The sequence below is a fragment of the Vibrio sp. Vb2960 genome (assembly GCF_033337665.1).
GTDB classification, from domain to species: Bacteria; Pseudomonadota; Gammaproteobacteria; order Enterobacterales; family Vibrionaceae; genus Vibrio; species Vibrio alginolyticus.
The window spans coordinates 1-18,027 of sequence record NZ_JAWORD010000021.1 but is presented as its reverse complement, the minus strand read 5'-3'; the positions used below and the strand labels follow the sequence as shown (position 1 = coordinate 18,027).

Below are 18,027 nucleotides of genomic sequence, written 5' to 3'. Positions count from 1 at the left end.
TGATTCCAGGAGGGGACATTATGAACACCGTATTTATTGTTAATTTTGTCGGACAAGCGTCACCCGCCACGATTAAAGAGCTCGCTGCAATCACACACGAAAACGGCGGGAAATGGCTGATCAGCAAAGTAAACTTTATCGAAGACCAAGTTGCAGGTGTCATCAAAGTAGAGCTTCCAAGAGAAAATGCCGACATCGTTAAACAAGCGTTCTCTTCTTGTCAGACTCTTGTTGTTAGGTTCGTCGACTCTGAGCCTCACTCATATCGTGAAGACACTATCTTCCAACTTCGTTTAGATGCCAACGATAGAGCGGGTATTGTGAATGAAATTACTCACGTTCTCGATAATCAAGGTATCTCAATTTTAGATATGGATTGTCAGCGTGTATTCATTGCAGGAGGCGGAGGGGTAAGCTCTAGCTTATTCAGCGCTAAAATGGCGATAAAACTACCTAGCGAGCTAGAAATTGAAGACATAGCCAATGAGTTAGAATCTCTGAGTGAAGACACTCGTGTAATTGTAGAAAGCTAACTGCATACCTTTAACGCTTCCCCCAATAAAAAGAGCAGCAATTCAGCTGCTCTTTGTCGTTCTAATACTCAATACGTTTTATATCACTGACCACTGAGACAGTGAACGTTTGAAATCAGAGTAGTCAAATTCATTCAGTTTTTGAATGTCACCATTCGAGCGTTCACAGTAGACCGACGGCATACGTAGACCGTTAAACCAGTTCAGTTTCACCATGGTGTAACCGGCACTATCTAGAATATGCAGACGCTGTCCTATCTCTAGAGGCTGTTCGAAGTTCGCCACGCAGAACTGGTCTCCAGCCAAACAAGAGCACGAGCCGATCACATACTCGTGTTCACCATTTTCAGATGCTTCAAGAATTGACGCTGGCTCATTGTAGATCAACGTATCTAAGCGGTGAGCTTCTGTGGCTGAATCGACAATCGCCGTCTTCTTTACGTTCTCAACGATATCAACCACAGTGACCACTAGGTCAGTCGTCTTGGTAATGATCGCTTCGCCCGGTTCTAGGTACATTTGCACGCCGTGTTTTTCAGCAAACGCTTTCAGCGCTAGGCCAAGCTTTTCGATGTCATAACCCGGCCATGTGAAGAACACGCCGCCGCCCATGCTTACCCAGTCCAGCTTATCTAGGTACTCGCCAAACTGAGCTGAAATAGCATCGAGTAAGCCGATAAACGCATCCACGTCTTTGTTCTCACAGTTCATGTGGAACATTACGCCATCAATACCATCAAAAATTTCCGGTTTGATGTGATCAGCCTGAACACCAAGACGAGAGAATTGACGCGCTGGGTTTGCTAAGTCTTGCCCTGCATAGCTCACACCTGGGTTTAGGCGCAAGCCAATCGATGCTTTGCCTTCGACAATATGACGATAAGCCGCTAGCTGTGACTGAGAGTTAAAGATCATCTTGTCACAGATGTCCGCCACATCGCGAACGTCATCTTCGCTGTAACCCACACTGTATGCGTGTGTCTCACCACCGAACGTTTCGTAGCCAAGCTTCACTTCAAACGGGCCAGAACTTGTTGTTCCGTCTAGGTAAGGCTTGATGATGTCGAATACACCCCATGTTGAGAAGCACTTCAGTGCTAATACAAGCTTCACACCAGAGATGTCTTTTAGCTGTTTTGCTTTCTCTAGGTTCTCAATCAGCTTGTCTTCATTGATCATGAAGTATGGCGTTTTTAGTTCGTTTTGTTGCATTTTGATACCTTACGTCCCTTCGCCTTAGCAAAGACACTATAAAATCGAACAAAGCCGACGCAAGTGCATCGGCTTAAACGTACAAATAAGAGTCGCTAAATTCTTACTTCAATTTATGGATAACAGGTTGTCCTGGCTCCAGTTCTTGAACATGCCAATCTAGACCAATAGATGGCATGGTTTCTAGGAATGGGTCTGGATCTAGCTGCTCCATGTTGAACACGCCTTTGTCTGCCCATTTGCCACGGAAGAACTGCAAAGCCGCAGTGATCGCTGGTACGCCAGTGGTGTATGAGATAGCTTGGTGTTCAACATCTTCGTATGCGACTTCGTGATCAGCGTTGTTGTAAATAAATACACTGCGCTCTTTACCATCTTTCTTACCTTGAACCCAAGTACCGATACACGTTAGGCCAGTGTAGCCTGGCGCGAGTGATGTTGGATCTGGTAGTAGTGCTTTTAGCACGTGCAAAGGTTGAACAACCGTACCGTCATGAAGCGTTAGTGGATCTGGGCTGAGTAGACCGATGTCGCGCATCACATTGAAGTAGTTTAGGTAACGGTCACCAAAGCCCATCCAGAATTCGATGCGTTTCGCAGGGATGAACTCTTGCATAGATCGAACTTCGTCGTGCGCCATTGAGTACACTTTGTGTGAACCACAATTCGGGAATTCAAACTCAAGCATACGTGAGTGACAAGGTACTTGTTTCCACTCGCCGTTTTCCCAGTAGAACGAATCGCCTTGAATCTCAAGCATGTTCGTTTCTGGATCAAAGTTAGTTGCGAACTTCTTACCGTGGTCGCCTGCGTTTACATCCATTACGTCGATAGTATCGATTTCATCGAACAGATGTTTCACTGCGTATGCGGCAAACACCGATACTACGCCCGGATCGAAACCAGCACCAAGAATACCTGTAATGCCCGCTTCTTCAAACTTCTCACGGTAACCCCACTGCCAATCGTAAGCTTGAGGTACTTGTTGGCCTTCAGAGCACAAATCAACCGCAACAGATGTATCAAGGTATGACACTTTAGCTTGGTAACATGCTTCCATAATAGACATGTTCACCCAAGGAGGACCTGCGTTGATCACTAAGTCAGGTTGTACTTCTTTAATTAAAGCAACTAAAGAATCTACGTCGTCCGCGTTTACCGCTCGCGCTTCTAATTTCTTAGTTGAATCTTTCAGATTGTTTTTCTTCTGAATCGATTCGATGATTTTCTCACACTTACCTACGGTACGTGATGCGATTGTGATATCACCCAGAACGTCGTTGTTTTGTGCTGCTTTATGTGCAACTACCCAGCCAACGCCGCCTGCACCAATCTGTAGAATTGCCATAGTTTTCCGTTACCTTTGTTAAACTAGCTCTGCCGCTAGCGTATTGATTTTTGAGAGCAAAGATTCAAAGTCCGCCGTCGTCAGACACGGGTTCAAAATCGTAAATTTCAATGCAGTTTTATCGTCGACAATGGTTTCACCCAATACCGCGATACCGCGTGTTAACGCTTCTAAGCGCAACGTTTTGTTCAGTTCATCAAGATCCGCTGATTCATGTGTCGCGCGGAACAGAACCGTAGACAGTGATGGTTCAGCCAACAACTCAAAGTGTTTGTTATCTCGAATCATGTCTGCCACTTCAAGCGTCTGTTCAAGCAAATGATCATACATATCGCCTAGGGCTTTTGGCCCTACGCTTTGCATCGTCATAAACACTTTGAGCGCATCAAAACGCTTAGTTGTCGCAATAGACTTATCCACCAAGTTCGGTAGTTCGTCGTGTTCGCGGTTCAAATAGTCTGCATGGTGAAGCAGGAATTTAAAGTTAGACTTGTCATTTACCAATAGCGCACCACAACTGATGGTTTGGTAAAACAGCTTATGGAAGTCTACGCTGATGGAATGTGCACGCTCACAACCTTTCAGACGCGCTTTTTGGCTACTTAGAATCAGAGCTCCACCGTATGCACCGTCGACATGCATCCACATGTCATGTTTCGCTGCCATATCGGCGATAAAGTCTAAGTCATCAATAGCACCGTGGTCCGTTGTGCCCGCTGTGCCAACAATGGCAAATGGGATCAAACCTTCTGCTTTGGCCTGATTGAGAACTTCGTCTAATTTAGTGACATCCATCGTTCCATCGGCATTAGCATCGACAGTCATGACCGCTTTTTCACCCAACCCCATCCAAGACGCTGATTTTTGAACCGTGAAGTGGGATTTTTTCGAACATACAATACGTAGCTTGTCTGCGTATTCAGGAAGGCCAAGCTTTTGAATTGAGTGTGCACTGAGTTTGTCAGCAATCCAATCTCGCGCAAGCATCAAACCCATTTGGTTACTTTGCGTGCCGCCGCTCGTGAAGATACCGTCCGCTTTTGCACCTAACTCATATTTATCGCATAGCCAGTTCACAACTTTCTGTTCAACATAAGTCGCTGATGAAGCTTGATCCCATGAGTCCATCGACTGGTTCAAAGCCGCAATCATTGCCTCTGCCGCAATCGCTGGCATCAACGGTGGAGTATGCAGGTGAGCAATACAATCTGGATGTTGAGTAAAAATTGCGTTTTTCGCGACCAGATCAGCAGCATCGTCGATAACGGATTTAAGAGGCGCATTTCCATTATCAAGATCAACGTCGTGAATCGCTGCTTCCAATGCTTTTGGATCCATACCTGAATACGGTGCAGTCACTTGTTCAAACACTGACTTCATTGCCGTAGTAGTGTGATTCATCACCGAAGCAAATTCATTGCTGCCCATCTCTCCAGTGTGGATGAAATGCTTCTTCCATTCATCTTGTGGCTGAGTTTCGATGTGACTACCGCCAGCGGCTAAAATCGCGTCTTCAAATACACGTAAAGCAAAGTCGATTTGTTCAAACGAGATGATAAGAGGAGGAAGGAAACGAATTACTGCGCCTTCGCGTCCACCTTTCTCAACGATCAAGCCACGCTCGAGTGCTGCGCGTTGAATAGAAAGTGTGAGTTCACTATCCGCTTGAGGTTCACCAAATTTATTGAGCTCACCGTCTGGATTTTTAATCTCCACGCCTAGCATCAAACCTTTGCCACGAACCTCTGCGATACAGTTCACACGCTTTTGAATACTCTCAAGGCCGTAGCGCAAGTACTGACCCGCAATATTGGCATGCTCAACAAGATTATCACGCTGGATAATTTCTAATGCTTTCGCACCAGAGACCATAGCTAGCTGGTTACCACGAAATGTACCTGTGTGCTCGCCCGGCTTCCATGTATCATGTTGCTTGTTGATAACCAATAGCGACATTGGTAAGCCACCACCAATTGCTTTTGATAAACACAGAATATCTGGAACAATGCCCGACTCTTCGAACGCGAAATTGTAGCCAGTTTTACCAACACCACACTGGATCTCATCGAAGATCAGTAAGATACCGTGTTCATCACAAATACGACGTAACTCTCGTAGCCAGAATGCTGGCGCAGGAACAACACCACCCTCACCTTGCACTGGCTCCACGATAATCGCGGCAGGCTTCATAATGCCTGACTCATCATCGTTTAAAAGACGATCGATATAGCGAATACTTGCTTTTGCACCTTCATCACCGCCAAGCCCAAAAGGACAACGCAGGTTGTATGGGAAAGGCATAAAGTGCACATCCGACATCAAACCAGTTCGACGAGCTTTGGTGCCTAAGTTACCCATCATCCCCATCGTACCATTAGTCATACCATGGTATGCGCCACGGAAGGCAAACATAGTGTTGCGACCGGTAGTCTGTTTCGCGAGCTTGATAGCAGCTTCAACCGCATCAGCTCCAGACGGGCCACAAAATTGGATAACGCTGTTCTCGCTTAACTCTTGAGGAAGAAAAGACTTAACAGATTGAATAAACGTCGTTTTTGCTGATGTTGCAATATCTAGCGTCTGATATGGCAGTCCTGAATCTAATTGCTCTTTCAGAGCTTGGTTTATTTCAGGATGGTTATACCCCAAAGCTAGAGTGCCTGCCCCCGCAAGGCAGTCTAGAAAGATCTGTCCACGCGTATCTTCAACCAAGCACCCAAAGGCTTGTTTAATTGCGATCGGCAAACGACGTGGATAAGAACGTACTTCAGATTCATGCTCAGCCTGATCAATCAATACTTGATCTGGCGTTAAGTCATACGTTCCCTCAACGATAGGAACCTGAGACGAAAAAATGTTTGCGATATTGCTATCGACTTCAAAGGCAGTGCTCATACTACATAATCCCTTGAATTATAATAATTCTGTATCCTGTATTAATAATCATTAGAATGAAATTACAGGAGGTGTGAATACCCCTCCGCATTTGTCAGTGCATAAATGACAAATACAGATCATCCGCCACGATACTCGCGACTTTATATGTAAAAGGGATTAATCAAGGTTCTGTAATGCACCCGTTTTGTAAAACAGGACATTTCGGCAGTATGAAGCTGATTAGTGTGTGTTTATTCAAAGGTTTCAATGTTGGGTTTCCCATTAATATGCCGCGTTTACAGCATTAGTATCCCGTCTATCGACAAAAGGCTTTGCCGATACCTACCCTACGCAGTGTCACAATCAGCTTGAATGGTCACTACGCGTATCCCCCAGAGATCAAACGTTGTTAATTACGCTCCGAGATTGCGCGCGAATTTATCACAAAATAAAATCTTCTGGCAACGATTTTTCATATTAGTAACAGTGATGTAAATCACAACAAAACATACCCCATCGTAACTCGCATGTTCATATTCATGAGCTATGCTTTTCTGCTTCTCTCAAACAGCTGTTATTTAAACAAATATTCTTGAGATATCATCACCTCATCCAACAGAGGTTTAAGGTTGTGCTGCTTAATCGTAAAACATTCCTTTCAATATCCGGAACATTTAAAAAGATAGCATTCTCGTCACAGCTTTGCCTGGAGCAAGAGTGGTTATTCTCCACAAGTGATGGTTTAAACATAGACTAGTAGGAATGGCTAAGATGCTTTGCAATGGCAGAATGAACAATCACTTGAGTCAATTAGACAAAGGGTTCGTTACTTAACGAAGTCTGTGACAGAAAAGAAGTTTGAGATTTTCAAAAAATACGAAAAAGGCCTAACATTTTCATGTTAGGCCTTAAATCTGGAGCGACACACGAGGTTCGAACTCGTGACCTCAACCTTGGCAAGGTTGCGCTCTACCAACTGAGCTAGTGTCGCATTTAATATGAGATGGTGCCCCGGGCCGGACTTGAACCGGCACAACGCGAACGTCGAGGGATTTTAAATCCCTTGTGTCTACCAATTCCACCACCAGGGCACACAAATATTCTTTGTGATGCCTTTACAGAAAAGTAAAACACCATCTGATACCGCTAAATGCCATATCAATAAAATTTGGAGCGACACACGAGGTTCGAACTCGTGACCTCAACCTTGGCAAGGTTGCGCTCTACCAACTGAGCTAGTGTCGCATTTTTCTCGAAAGCCATTCGCTCTCAAAAGAATAATGGAGGCGCCTCCCGGAGTCGAACCGAGGTCCACGGATTTGCAATCCGCTGCATAGCCACTCTGCCAAGGCGCCTCATTTGTGAATAAAGCTAAGCTTTTTCACCACCCTTTCGAGCCGTGCTCTCTTGGGTACGGGATGCATTCTACGGATTCGAGCGATCGAGTCAACACTATTTTTATTTTTTTAAATCGTTTGACTAGAATTTGTGCGAAAGACGATGGATTGCTTAGTTTTAATACTAAAAATCGCTTAAATACACTTGTTTATCATAAAACTTTGGCTACGCCTTACACTGCTGGCCGTGCGTTGCGTGCATTGAAGTATTAATAATCAGAAGACTCGCCTCTCTAAGACTCTCCAAGGACAAAAACAAGACTTAGATCACAAATAGAACTCTATCGAAGCAAAAGCCCCAGATACAAATTGCAAACATGGCCGTTAGCAAGCATTGAAAAGCGGGAGAAGCCAAAAAATGCTGTAGATTGCCTTAGATACAAAAAAGCAGGCTATTAAGCCTGCTTTCTAACATCAGAATTTAATGGTGCTCTTCATTCAACAGATCGTCTTTCGCAGCAGCCAAATATTGAATCATTGACCAATATGTCAAGAAAGTTGCCACATACAAGGCCGCAAAGCCTAGCCAAACCATCCATTCATCGTAACGCCATATCAACACCCATAAGGCGAACATTTGCGAAACAGTTTTTACTTTGCCAACCCAAGATACCGCAACACTTGCTCGCTTACCGATTTCAGCCATCCATTCTCGCAATGCTGAGATAATGATTTCTCGCGCAATCATCGTTACCGCAGGAATGGTCACCCAAATTGAATGATAATGTTCCGTGATTAGAATCAATGCCGTTGCCACTAGCACTTTATCAGCGACAGGATCAATAAACGCGCCAAAACGAGAAGTTTGGCCAAGTTTACGGGCCAACATGCCGTCAAGCCAGTCAGTAAAACCCGCTACCCAAAACACCATTGCTGCTGCAAACGGTGCCCATGAATAAGGTAGATAAAAGACAACCACAAAAACAGGGATTAGGAACAGTCTAAGAAGAGACAGAATGTTCGGGATATTCAAACGCATTTTATTATTCTCTTACACATTGCGGCTTAATGTTGCGCGATTTTCCTTATTGTTTCAATGCTTGGAAAATAATTTCTGCTAAAGAGTGACTTATTCCCGGTACTTTGGCGATTTCTTCGACACTTGCACGTTTAAGTTCTTGTAACCCACCCATGTACTTGAGTAACGCCTGACGTCGTTTAGGGCCGATTCCTTCAATCCCTTCGAGTGCACTCGTACGTCTGGTTTTACCTCGCTTAGCACGGTGCCCCGCTATAGCATGGTTATGGCTTTCATCACGAATATGTTGGATAAGGTGCAGCGCAGGAGCATCGCTTGGTAAATGAAACTCCTCCCCATCGACTGTAATCAGCGTTTCTAAACCTGGTTTGCGAGTAACGCCTTTTGCAATACCAATCATGATAGGACGCTTTGGCCAATCCCCCCAGTACTGCGAAATGATGTCATGCGCACGATTTAACTGACCTTTACCGCCATCGATAAAGATGATGTCGGGAATTTTCTCTACGTCCAATTGCTTCGAATAACGGCGCTCCAACGCTTGTCCCATTGCTGCGTAATCATCACCACCGGTAATCCCAGTAATGTTGTAGCGACGATACTCCTGCTTTACGGGGCCTTCGTTGTTGAACACCACACATGACGCAATCGTGCTTTCCCCCATCGTATGGGAGATATCAAAACATTCCATTCGAGCTATAGACTCCAAATTCAATGTTTCGCGAAGCGCATGAAAACGCTGATTAATCGTCATTTTGTGATTGATTTTGGTGGTAATCGCCGTTAGTGCATTAGTGTTCGAAAGCTTGAGATACCTTGCTCGAGAGCCAGTTGGCGACGTATGAAAATGAACCTTACGGCCTGCCACTTCACTTAACGCTTTCTGTATTGGCGCAATATCTTCTGCCAACTCTTGATTCAAAATAATACGAGAAGGAATTGTACGTGCTTCGTTATGGCTCAAATAGTATTGAGTCAGAAAACTATCGAACACTTCCTGCTGGCTTGTATTTTGTGGGATTTTCGGAAAATGGCTACGGCTACCAAGCACTTTGCCTTGGCGTATCATCAGGATATGGATACACGCGATACCATTCTCCTGAGCAAACCCGAGTACATCCATATCATCCATGCTGTCTTCTGAGACGTACTGCTGCTCTTGAACACGCCTAATCGCTTGGATTTGATCGCGAAATTTAGCGGCATCTTCAAAGCGCAATTGCTGACTAGCAACTTCCATTTTCTCAATCAACTGTTTGAGTACTTGCTGATCTTTGCCTTGCAAAAACATGCGCACAAAGCCAACCAACTCTGCATATTCTTCATCAGAAATGATGGTATTAACGCATGGTCCTGCACAACGACCAATTTGGTACATCAAACATGGGCGCGTTCGGTTGGAATAGACAGTGTCTTCACACTGGCGCACAGGAAATATCTTTTGCAGCAAATGCAATGTTTCTCTTACTGCACCAGAATCTGGGTAGGGGCCAAAATATTCACCTTTGCGCTTCTTGGCGCCACGGTGGATAGAAAGCCGTGGGTGCTTATGACCGCTAATAAAGATATAAGGGTAAGACTTATCATCTCGCAGCAACACATTGTATTTCGGCAAATACTGCTTGATGTAGTTATGCTCTAAGATCAGCGCTTCTGTCTCAGTGTGAGTCACCGTGACGTCTATTTTGGCGATATTACTGACAAGCGCGCGAGTTTTCTCACTGTCTACTTTTTTTCGAAAGTAGCTTGAAAGGCGCTTTTTAAGGTCTTTGGCTTTACCTACGTAGATTACAACAGCTTCGGCGTTGTACATTCTGTAAACGCCGGGCTGATGAGTTACTGTCTTGAGAAAGGAAGCCGAATCGAAAGGAGGATTCACGCTAAAGGGTCTCGGTGTCCAGCATTCCGTGGCGAATCGCTAAGTGAGTTAACTCAACGTCACCATTAATGTCCAATTTACTAAAGAGTCGGTAGCGATAGCTGTTGACTGTCTTTGGACTTAAATTAAGTTGCTCAGAAATATCCGTTACCTTTTGGCCTTTGGTGATCATAAGCATGATCTGCAATTCACGTTCGGATAAGTCTTTAAAAGGGTTCTCAGAGGCTGGAGAAAATTGACTCAATGCCATCTGCTGCGCAATCTCTGGCGAGATGTAACGCTGCCCACTATTAACTACACGAATCGCATTCACCATTTCGTCAGGGCCAGCACCTTTGGTTAAATAACCAGACGCACCTGCCTGCATCACCTTGGTTGGAAACGGGTTTTCTGTATGAACGGTAAGTACGATGATTTTCACATCAGGATTCACGCGAAGAATTTTTTTAGTGGCTTCCAAGCCGCCAATTCCTGGCATGTTCATGTCCATTAAAACGACGTCAGCATGATTACTGCGACACCATTTTACTGCATCTTCACCGCTGTCAGCTTCTCCTGCTACGTTCATTCCACGGACGTCTTCAATAATACGTCGTATCCCTGTGCGAACCAGCTCGTGATCATCTACAAGGAAAACATTTATCAAACTTGTATCTCCACACTTTGTATTGGTTCTGCACCCACATAACCATTACTTGTTAAATGTGGATATCAGTATGACTGCCTATATACTAACGTAATCGACAAAAAATTGCTTTCTATGAATATGTGCTGAAACGCAAACTTTAGCAAGAACTTATTCATAAACCACTCTATTATTTTAGAGCGTGATGAGCAGAACCGAAATCTAAGAAAAGACAATTAACAACATTAAGTACAATAAATCAAGTAACTAGGTTTCATATTGCCCAGAGAAACACGCTATAACTTAAAATGACACTGTCCCTCTTGCACCAAAGACTAACTTGTAATCACTAATTCCAGCAAAAATTTGAGACGCTTTCTTTACTGGTTATTTTTACAGTTCTTAGTGTTAAACTAACGTTCTTCAAGTTTTCTAAGGTTTCTCACATTTGAATATTCAACAAGGCTTCCTGCTAACTCGACAGGCACGAGACATCAAAGGTCAAACTCAAATCGAGCTGTGGCTTTCGACAGAAGCAGGTCCTACTCAGTTACTTATTAATGGTGAGAAGCCAGTATTTTTCATCGCTCAGAAACACTCAGAGCAAGCAAAGACACTCGCACGAGAAAAAAACATATTCGTCGACATCCGCCTTTTGGATCTCAAAACGTTTGAACATACGCCTCTTGCTGCCTGCTATACCAATGTAACCAGAGACGCTCTCGCACTCAAAGACACATTCGCTCAAAAAGATATCACTACGTATGAAAGTGATATTCGCCTCGCCGATCGCTACCTAATGGAGCGTTTTATCAAAGGCAGTATCGAGTTTACAGGCAATGTGACTCGCACCAATGGCTACCAACGCGTCCAGAGCGCAAAATGCCGTGCGGGGCAATATGAGCCGAAGTTAAACGTTGTCTCGTTAGATCTAGAATGCTCTGAGAAAGGCATTCTTTACTCAATCGGATTAGACAGCGTCATGGATTCCCGCGTTATCATGATCGGAGAACCAGAACCTTCGGAGACACCGATACAATGGGTTAAGGATGAAAAAGCGCTTCTAGAAGCACTCATCGTTTGGTTTAAACAATTCGACCCCGATGTCATTGTCGGTTGGAACGTCATTGATTTTGACTTTCGTCTGCTACACAAACGAGCAGAATGGCACAACATGAAGCTAATGCTTGGTAGAGCAGACCAAGCCAGCTTTTTCAGAAGTTCATCTCAAAGCCAACAAGGGTTTATTTCCATTCCAGGGCGAGTTGTAATGGACGGTATCGATACGTTAAAAACGGCGACTTATCACTTTCGGTCTTGGTCATTAGAGTCTGTATCTCAAGAACTCTTAGGGGAAGGGAAAGAAATCCACAACGTTCATGACCGCATGGATGAGATCAATCGTATGTACCGCTCCGACAAACCATCGCTGGCTAAATATAATTTACAAGACTGCGTGTTAGTGAATAAGATTTTCAATCACACTCACCTGCTCGACTTTGCAATAGAGCGCTCTCGTCTCACTGGTGTCGAACTGGATCGTGTTGGCGGTTCGGTTGCAGCATTCACAAACCTATACATGCCTCAGATACACCGAGCAGGCTACGTCGCCCCAAACCTACACCCTGAAAATTGGATTGCCAGCCCCGGAGGTTACGTGATGGACTCCATCCCTAACCTATATGATTCTGTTTTAGTATTGGATTTTAAGAGTCTATATCCATCGATTATTCGCTCTTTCTTGATTGATCCTATGGGTTTAGTTGAGGGGTTATTGCTCCATATTGGAAAAGAAGAAAATCAGGCTGTACCTGGCTTTCGCGGTGGGCAGTTCCATCGTACGAAACACTTTTTACCAGAAATGATTGAAAAGCTTTGGGCAGCACGTGATGTTGCAAAGAAGAACAATGAAAAAGCTTTTTCTCAGGCAATCAAAATCATCATGAACTCCTTTTATGGCGTACTGGGCTCATCGGGATGTCGTTTCTTTGATACTCGGTTAGCTTCTAGTATTACCATGCGCGGACATGAAATCATGAAGCAAACTAAGGTGCTGATTGAGGAGCAAGGATATCAAGTGATTTACGGCGATACGGATTCCACATTCGTGTCGTTGAATCGACCATACAGTCAAGTAGAAGCTGACGCTGTTGGAAATCAATTAGTTGATTACATCAACTCTTGGTGGCAAGAACACCTGCGTTCTGAGTACAACCTAACATCTATGTTGGAAATCGAGTATGAAACCCATTATCGCAGATTCCTTATGCCAACGATTCGTGGCGCAGAAACTGGCTCGAAAAAGCGCTATGCGGGTTTAATCGGTGAAGGAGAGCAAGAACGGATTGTATTTAAAGGGTTAGAAAGTGCCCGTACTGACTGGACCTCGTTAGCACAGAAATTTCAAAATACACTCTATAGCATGATTTTCCATGGTGAAGATCCAAGCGACTATGTCCGAGAGATGGTTGAGAAAACTAACAACGGTGAATTTGATGAACAGTTGGTGTATCAAAAGCGACTGCGCAGAAAACTGCATGAGTATCAGAAGAACGTCCCGCCACAAGTGCGTGCAGCTCGTTTAGCGGATGAGATAAATGCCAAGCTTGGCCGCCCATTACAGTATCAAAACAAAGGGCGAATTGAATACATTATTACCGTGAACGGCCCTGAACCTTATGAGTACCTCAATAGCCCTATTGATTATCAACATTACATTGATAAACAACTCAAACCTGTTGCGGATGCGATTCTCCCTTTCATCGGGACGGACTTTGACAGGCTTTCAGCGCCACAAATGGGGTTGTTTTAGCCGATACGAAACTCTGTTTTCTGGTACTGTTTGACTAACCAATCACCAAACGCATCAATTAACCCGATAACAGAACGCTTGGGAATCCCCCGGCCAGAAAGTAAAATTTCTAGCCGCTCGATCTCAAGCTGCTTTTCAGGATGATAAGTTAAGAATACCTTGCCACATTGTATAGGGTCATCAAACCAACGTTTATCTCGATACATCACCAAAGAGTATGACGCTCTTAGTAACTTTTTAGCAATCACGCGCTGGGCGGCCACCTGCTCTTCTATCGTCTTCGCTTGTACGATTTTTTTGCGATACACCGTAATCCAATCTGCCACATCCATATTCCAGTGCTTAGCAATTTCCCAACTTGGGACGTAATCACCGAAGCAGTCTGCTAGATCATCACCATAAACACAGACACAGCAATGCTTAAGCATAAAGCCCCAAGTAAAAATACTGTCTAAATTAGCCACTTCGCTCACTAAGGCTGTACGGACCGATACACCATTAACTTGAGAGTAACTCTGCTGCACACGCCACTTAATTGTGTTGAGCAAAGTCGCGCGATTGTGCTCAAAGGATGATTGAGTAACGACAACCAGGTCTAAGTTCGACCTCCCAACGATCGCTGTTTTACGAGCAACACTACCGTATACATAAACGCTGTGTAAGTTTTGCCCCAGTCCACCTTTGAGACAAGCGGTGACTTCCCTAATTAAAGGCGCAAACTCTGGTTGAAATGGTTGTTTAGGATCGATAACAGGCAGAGACATGACTTAAAACGTGTTCTCAGATGGTTCAAGAAGTTGGACTATATGTTCTCTTAGCCGACTCACTGAATCAAGTCCATTCAGGTGTTTAGTCATGGGAGTAACAACAAATTTCTGCAATGAATTTTAATGCTAGGCGGCTAACTTAGCGCTATAATCTCCGAGTTTTGCTTAATAAGTATGAATAGGAATATACAATGCCAAAGGCAAGTGAAATCAAAAAAGGCTTCGCAATCGAGTCTAATGGTAAAACTCTTCTAGTTAAAGACATCGAAGTAACGACTCCTGGCGGTCGTGGCGGCGCTAAAATCTACAAAATGCGTTGTACAGATCTAAACACGGGCGCACGTGTAGATGAGCGTTACAAGTCTGATGACGTTGTTGAAACGGTAGAAATGAACAAACGTGCAGTTGTGTACTCATACGCTGACGGCGATGAGCACATCTTCATGGATAACGAAGACTACTCACAATACACATTCAAGCACAATGAAGTTGAAGACGACATGCTGTTCATCAACGAAGATACACAAGGTATCCACATTATCCTTGTTAACGGTGCTGCAGTGGGTATTGAACTACCATCTTCTGTTGAGCTAGTGATTGAAGAAACTGACCCTTCAATCAAAGGTGCTTCTGCATCTGCTCGCACTAAGCCAGCACGCTTCGCTTCAGGTCTTGTCATCCAGGTTCCTGAGTACATTGCAACTGGTGACCGTGTTATCATTAACACAGCTGAACGTAAATACATGAGCCGAGCATAAGCATGTCTGATTTGATTTCTTACGACGACGTCATCGACGCAGCGTACGACATTTTCCTTGAGATGGCTCCAGATAACCTAGAGCCTGCTGACGTGATACTGTTTACTGCGCAATTTGAAGATCGTGGTGCCGCAGAACTTGTTGAAACCGGTGATGACTGGGTTGAACATGTTGGCTTCGAGATCGACAAAGAAGTATATGCAGAGGTTCGTATCGGCCTAGTAAATGAGGAAAATGACGTTCTTGATGACGTATTTGCTCGTATGCTAATCAGCCGAGACCCTGAACATAAGTTCTGCCATATGCTTTGGAAACGCGATTAACGTTTCTTCATCATGAACAAAGATACCAGCCTAGTGCTGGTATTTTTTTATCTGCTGTTTTTGTTTAGCTGAGATATTTGTTTATCCAAAACACCCTGCTCTATATCGGCTTTAGATCCTTTTGTTATGTAACAGATAAGAAAAAGGCTTGCCGAATTGGCAAGCCTTTCTGATGTTTTGCTATCGATTAACGATGCTTGTTGCGTGCGCCTTGGTCACCAGCAGTCTTCTTCGGCTTACGACGAGAAGGGTTGTTGCTGCGACCTTTTGGTGTGTTAACACGCTCTTCATGGCGCTTAACTGCGCGACGAATTTTTTGGCTGCGTGCACGCTCACGTTTGCGTGACGTGTTGTCTTTGTTCAGATCAAGCATGGTTTCTTTCTCTGGACGAAGCTCTACAAGCTCACGCAAGTAGTTTACTTCTTTCAGGTCAAGCTCCATCCAACCGCCACGAGGCAGTTTCTTGTCTAAGAAGATGTCGCCGTAACGAACACGTTTCAGACGGCTAACGGTACACTCTTGCGATTCCCATAGTCGACGAACTTCGCGGTTACGACCTTCGTTGATAACAACGTAAAACGTGTGGTTCATGCCTTCACCACCCGCGTAAACAACATCTTCAAAGCGAGCTAAACCGTCTTCCAGTTCAACACCTTTTACTAGATTACGAACTTTCTGTTCAGTTACTTCACCGAACACACGTACTAGGTATTCACGTTCAACTTGGCGGCTTGGGTGCATTAAGCGGTTCGCCAGTTCACCATCCGTTGTGAAAAGTAGAAGACCAGAAGTGTTCGCATCCAGACGACCAACTGAAATCCAACGAGAGCCACGAATTTTTGGCAGACGATCAAAAACAGTACGACGACCTTCTGGATCGTGACGAGTACACAGTTCACCCTCAGGTTTGTAGTACGCAAGTACACGACAAATCACTTCTTCTTGAATCTTTGCAGAGACAATGTGACCATCGATACGAACTACGCTGCTCTCGTCTTCAAGTCTTTCACCAAGCTTAGCGACTACACCGTTCACGCTAACGCGACCAGATTTAATTAACGATTCAATCTCACGACGAGAACCGTGACCAGCACGTGCTAATACTTTTTGTAACTTTTCGCTCATTTATCTACCTATGTGTCGTCTTCACAGACGTCTAGACCAGGATTGGTCTGCATTTTGCTATTTACCCATTTCAGTGGGATTTTTCGGTCGGACATTATACGTAACTTTCTTAGTTAATGTAAGCTAAATCGGCGCCATTCTCCACACCAAAATTCACATCAAAAATGACCGAAATATTTGTCCTATTCTGCAACTTTTTTACTACTTAATGCAGGCATTGCTCAACGAGAATCCCACTAATATCGGTCTTCCTGAACCACTTTAACCACGCGGTACCTGATAAAATTGTCAGGGTTACAACAATAACCACTTGGGGTGTGTTTACTGTTCGTATTGCTAGAAAGCAACGAAAAATAAGCCGTCCCTGTTTGCTGCTAAGTAATACCAATCACCGCAGACAATGAGCGCTCATAGCAAAGCAAGGTCGTGGGTAACAAGACAAAAATTGTCTTTAAGTCATTAGTTCACATCAAAAATAACACTAATGCTATCGTGTACTCTGACTCTCTAGGTTCGCTCTGCACTCTCGGCGATTGGCATAAATCAGACAAAAAGGAATAGAACAATGTCTATGCTAAATCTCGACCTAAATTGGATTTTTGGGACATCTCAAGATGACGATATGACAGGCACAAAAGGCTCTGAAACAACCGATATTTTCTTCGGCTTCTGTGGTGATGATAAGTTTGTAGGATACGGAGGTAATGATATTGTCTTCGGTGGCTGGGGAGATGATACCTTGCTTGGTGGCCGAGGTAACGACTTTGTTTCTGGCGGCTTTGGAAACGATTTCCTATCCGGCGGATTAGGAAACGACAAACTCTTTGGTGGCTGCGGCGACGACACAATTTTTGATTATTCAGGCAACAACTACTTGAGTGGTGGCTGGGGTAACGACACGCTCGTTGTTGGTGATGGTGAATCAGTACTGAGCGGTGGCTGTGGAGACGACACCTTCGTGCTTACAAACCGCCTAGCTATTGGTGTACCTGATCAGCCAGTGTCTTCCAACGATATTGATGTTAAAGCCGACATTGTCGATTTTAATATTTTCCATGACAAACTTGTCTTTGATATGGGCCGAGACACTGATAACGATGGCATTCGAGATACGTTCTTGGATTCAGCGGATGATCTGACTTTATCTTACAATGAATGTGGCTGGGCAGTATTCTCAAGTGATGAATACAATGTTGAAGTGACACTAAACGGTGTGAGCTCTGCATACATCAACTATGCAGAACAAAATGGTATCGACATTTTCGATTTCGCTTAACCTCAATCAGTTAAGTTCAATGAGATATTCGATATGATAGTAAATTACCACCTTCTAAAGAAGGTGGCTTTGTGTGAGCCCCCTAAAAGGGGGCCTTTGTTTAGTCCAGCGCCAA

Annotated in this window: 13 protein-coding genes and 4 tRNA genes; 5 read left to right on the top strand and 12 right to left on the bottom strand. The window is 44.3% G+C overall.

All coding sequences use genetic code 11. From position 1 onward, the window contains the following. Positions 1–20 precede the first annotated feature (20 nt). Positions 21–533, top strand: a complete 513-nt coding sequence (locus R7O03_RS17465; protein ID WP_005376814.1) for a glycine cleavage system protein R — start codon at positions 21–23, stop codon at positions 531–533. Between the two features lie 78 nt (positions 534–611). Here R7O03_RS17465 and nspC read toward each other — a convergent pair whose 3' ends face one another. The 10 genes from nspC to uvrY form a co-directional block, all read right to left on the bottom strand. Then, complete coding sequence (gene nspC / locus R7O03_RS17460; protein ID WP_017820473.1) at positions 612–1,745, bottom strand: carboxynorspermidine decarboxylase; 1,134 nt, start codon at positions 1,743–1,745, stop codon at positions 612–614. Positions 1,746–1,848: 103 nt separating this feature from the next. Beyond that, a complete protein-coding gene (locus tag R7O03_RS17455) occupies positions 1,849–3,093 on the bottom strand; it encodes a carboxynorspermidine synthase (RefSeq protein ID WP_012841628.1) in 1,245 nt (414 codons plus the stop codon). Between the two features lie 18 nt (positions 3,094–3,111). Next, a complete protein-coding gene (locus tag R7O03_RS17450) occupies positions 3,112–5,988 on the bottom strand; it encodes a pyridoxal phosphate-dependent class III aminotransferase (RefSeq protein WP_171344307.1) in 2,877 nt (958 codons plus the stop codon). An 897-nt stretch (positions 5,989–6,885) separates the two neighbouring features. Continuing rightward, a tRNA-Gly gene (locus R7O03_RS17445) sits at positions 6,886–6,961 on the bottom strand. A 13-nt stretch (positions 6,962–6,974) separates the two neighbouring features. Next, positions 6,975–7,061: transfer RNA gene (locus tag R7O03_RS17440), tRNA-Leu, on the bottom strand. A gap of 78 nt (positions 7,062–7,139) precedes the next feature. After that, a tRNA-Gly gene (locus R7O03_RS17435) sits at positions 7,140–7,215 on the bottom strand. 36 nt (positions 7,216–7,251) lie between these two features. Next, a tRNA-Cys gene (locus tag R7O03_RS17430) sits at positions 7,252–7,325 on the bottom strand. Positions 7,326–7,788: 463 nt separating this feature from the next. Next, on the bottom strand, positions 7,789–8,346 hold the full coding sequence (gene pgsA / locus R7O03_RS17425) for a CDP-diacylglycerol--glycerol-3-phosphate 3-phosphatidyltransferase (RefSeq protein ID WP_005394805.1): 558 nt from the start codon (positions 8,344–8,346) through the stop codon (positions 7,789–7,791). Between the two features lie 46 nt (positions 8,347–8,392). Then, positions 8,393–10,225 (bottom strand): excinuclease ABC subunit UvrC, encoded by a 1,833-nt coding sequence (gene uvrC / locus R7O03_RS17420; RefSeq protein ID WP_082240156.1) that lies wholly within the window; start codon positions 10,223–10,225, stop codon positions 8,393–8,395. A gap of 1 nt (position 10,226) precedes the next feature. Then, positions 10,227–10,871, bottom strand: a complete 645-nt coding sequence (uvrY, locus tag R7O03_RS17415) for a UvrY/SirA/GacA family response regulator transcription factor (protein WP_005386783.1) — start codon at positions 10,869–10,871, stop codon at positions 10,227–10,229. 427 nt (positions 10,872–11,298) lie between these two features. Between uvrY and R7O03_RS17410 the strand changes: the two genes are divergently transcribed. Then, positions 11,299–13,662 (top strand): DNA polymerase II, encoded by a 2,364-nt coding sequence (locus R7O03_RS17410; protein ID WP_318131909.1) that lies wholly within the window; start codon positions 11,299–11,301, stop codon positions 13,660–13,662. Here R7O03_RS17410 and R7O03_RS17405 read toward each other — a convergent pair. Further along, positions 13,659–14,426 (bottom strand): nucleotidyltransferase domain-containing protein, encoded by a 768-nt coding sequence (locus R7O03_RS17405; RefSeq protein ID WP_318131908.1) that lies wholly within the window; start codon positions 14,424–14,426, stop codon positions 13,659–13,661. The genes R7O03_RS17410 and R7O03_RS17405 overlap by 4 nt on opposite strands. A gap of 194 nt (positions 14,427–14,620) precedes the next feature. On the opposite strand from R7O03_RS17405, the gene yeiP reads away from it, so the two are divergent. Together yeiP and R7O03_RS17395 are read left to right on the top strand one after the other, a co-directional pair. Further along, positions 14,621–15,187 (top strand): elongation factor P-like protein YeiP, encoded by a 567-nt coding sequence (gene yeiP / locus R7O03_RS17400; RefSeq protein WP_005376801.1) that lies wholly within the window; start codon positions 14,621–14,623, stop codon positions 15,185–15,187. Between the two features lie 2 nt (positions 15,188–15,189). Next, a complete protein-coding gene (locus R7O03_RS17395) occupies positions 15,190–15,510 on the top strand; it encodes an HI1450 family dsDNA-mimic protein (protein WP_005376800.1) in 321 nt (106 codons plus the stop codon). 187 nt (positions 15,511–15,697) lie between these two features. Here R7O03_RS17395 and rluB read toward each other — a convergent pair whose 3' ends face one another. Next, on the bottom strand, positions 15,698–16,636 hold the full coding sequence (gene rluB / locus R7O03_RS17390; RefSeq protein WP_005376798.1) for a 23S rRNA pseudouridine(2605) synthase RluB: 939 nt from the start codon (positions 16,634–16,636) through the stop codon (positions 15,698–15,700). Positions 16,637–17,201: 565 nt separating this feature from the next. Here rluB and R7O03_RS17385 point away from each other — a divergent pair. Continuing rightward, entirely contained in the window at positions 17,202–17,912 is a 711-nt protein-coding gene (locus R7O03_RS17385) for a calcium-binding protein (protein WP_005376796.1), read from the top strand. Positions 17,913–18,027 lie beyond the last annotated feature (115 nt).

Bases quoted from the DNA above. Each gene is read 5' to 3' on its own strand.
- R7O03_RS17450 (WP_171344307.1), bottom strand. From the start codon at position 5,988: ATGAGCACTGCCTTTGAAGTCGATAGCAATATCGCAAACATTTTTTCG.
- R7O03_RS17385 (WP_005376796.1), top strand. From the start codon at position 17,202: ATGTCTATGCTAAATCTCGACCTAAATTGGATTTTTGGGACATCTCAA.
- R7O03_RS17455 (WP_012841628.1), bottom strand. From the start codon at position 3,093: ATGGCAATTCTACAGATTGGTGCAGGCGGCGTTGGCTGGGTAGTTGCA.
- nspC (WP_017820473.1), bottom strand. From the start codon at position 1,745: ATGCAACAAAACGAACTAAAAACGCCATACTTCATGATCAATGAAGAC.
- rluB (WP_005376798.1), bottom strand. From the start codon at position 16,636: ATGAGCGAAAAGTTACAAAAAGTATTAGCACGTGCTGGTCACGGTTCT.
- pgsA (WP_005394805.1), bottom strand. From the start codon at position 8,346: ATGCGTTTGAATATCCCGAACATTCTGTCTCTTCTTAGACTGTTCCTA.
- R7O03_RS17395 (WP_005376800.1), top strand. From the start codon at position 15,190: ATGTCTGATTTGATTTCTTACGACGACGTCATCGACGCAGCGTACGAC.
- R7O03_RS17405 (WP_318131908.1), bottom strand. From the start codon at position 14,426: ATGTCTCTGCCTGTTATCGATCCTAAACAACCATTTCAACCAGAGTTT.
- yeiP (WP_005376801.1), top strand. From the start codon at position 14,621: ATGCCAAAGGCAAGTGAAATCAAAAAAGGCTTCGCAATCGAGTCTAAT.
- R7O03_RS17465 (WP_005376814.1), top strand. From the start codon at position 21: ATGAACACCGTATTTATTGTTAATTTTGTCGGACAAGCGTCACCCGCC.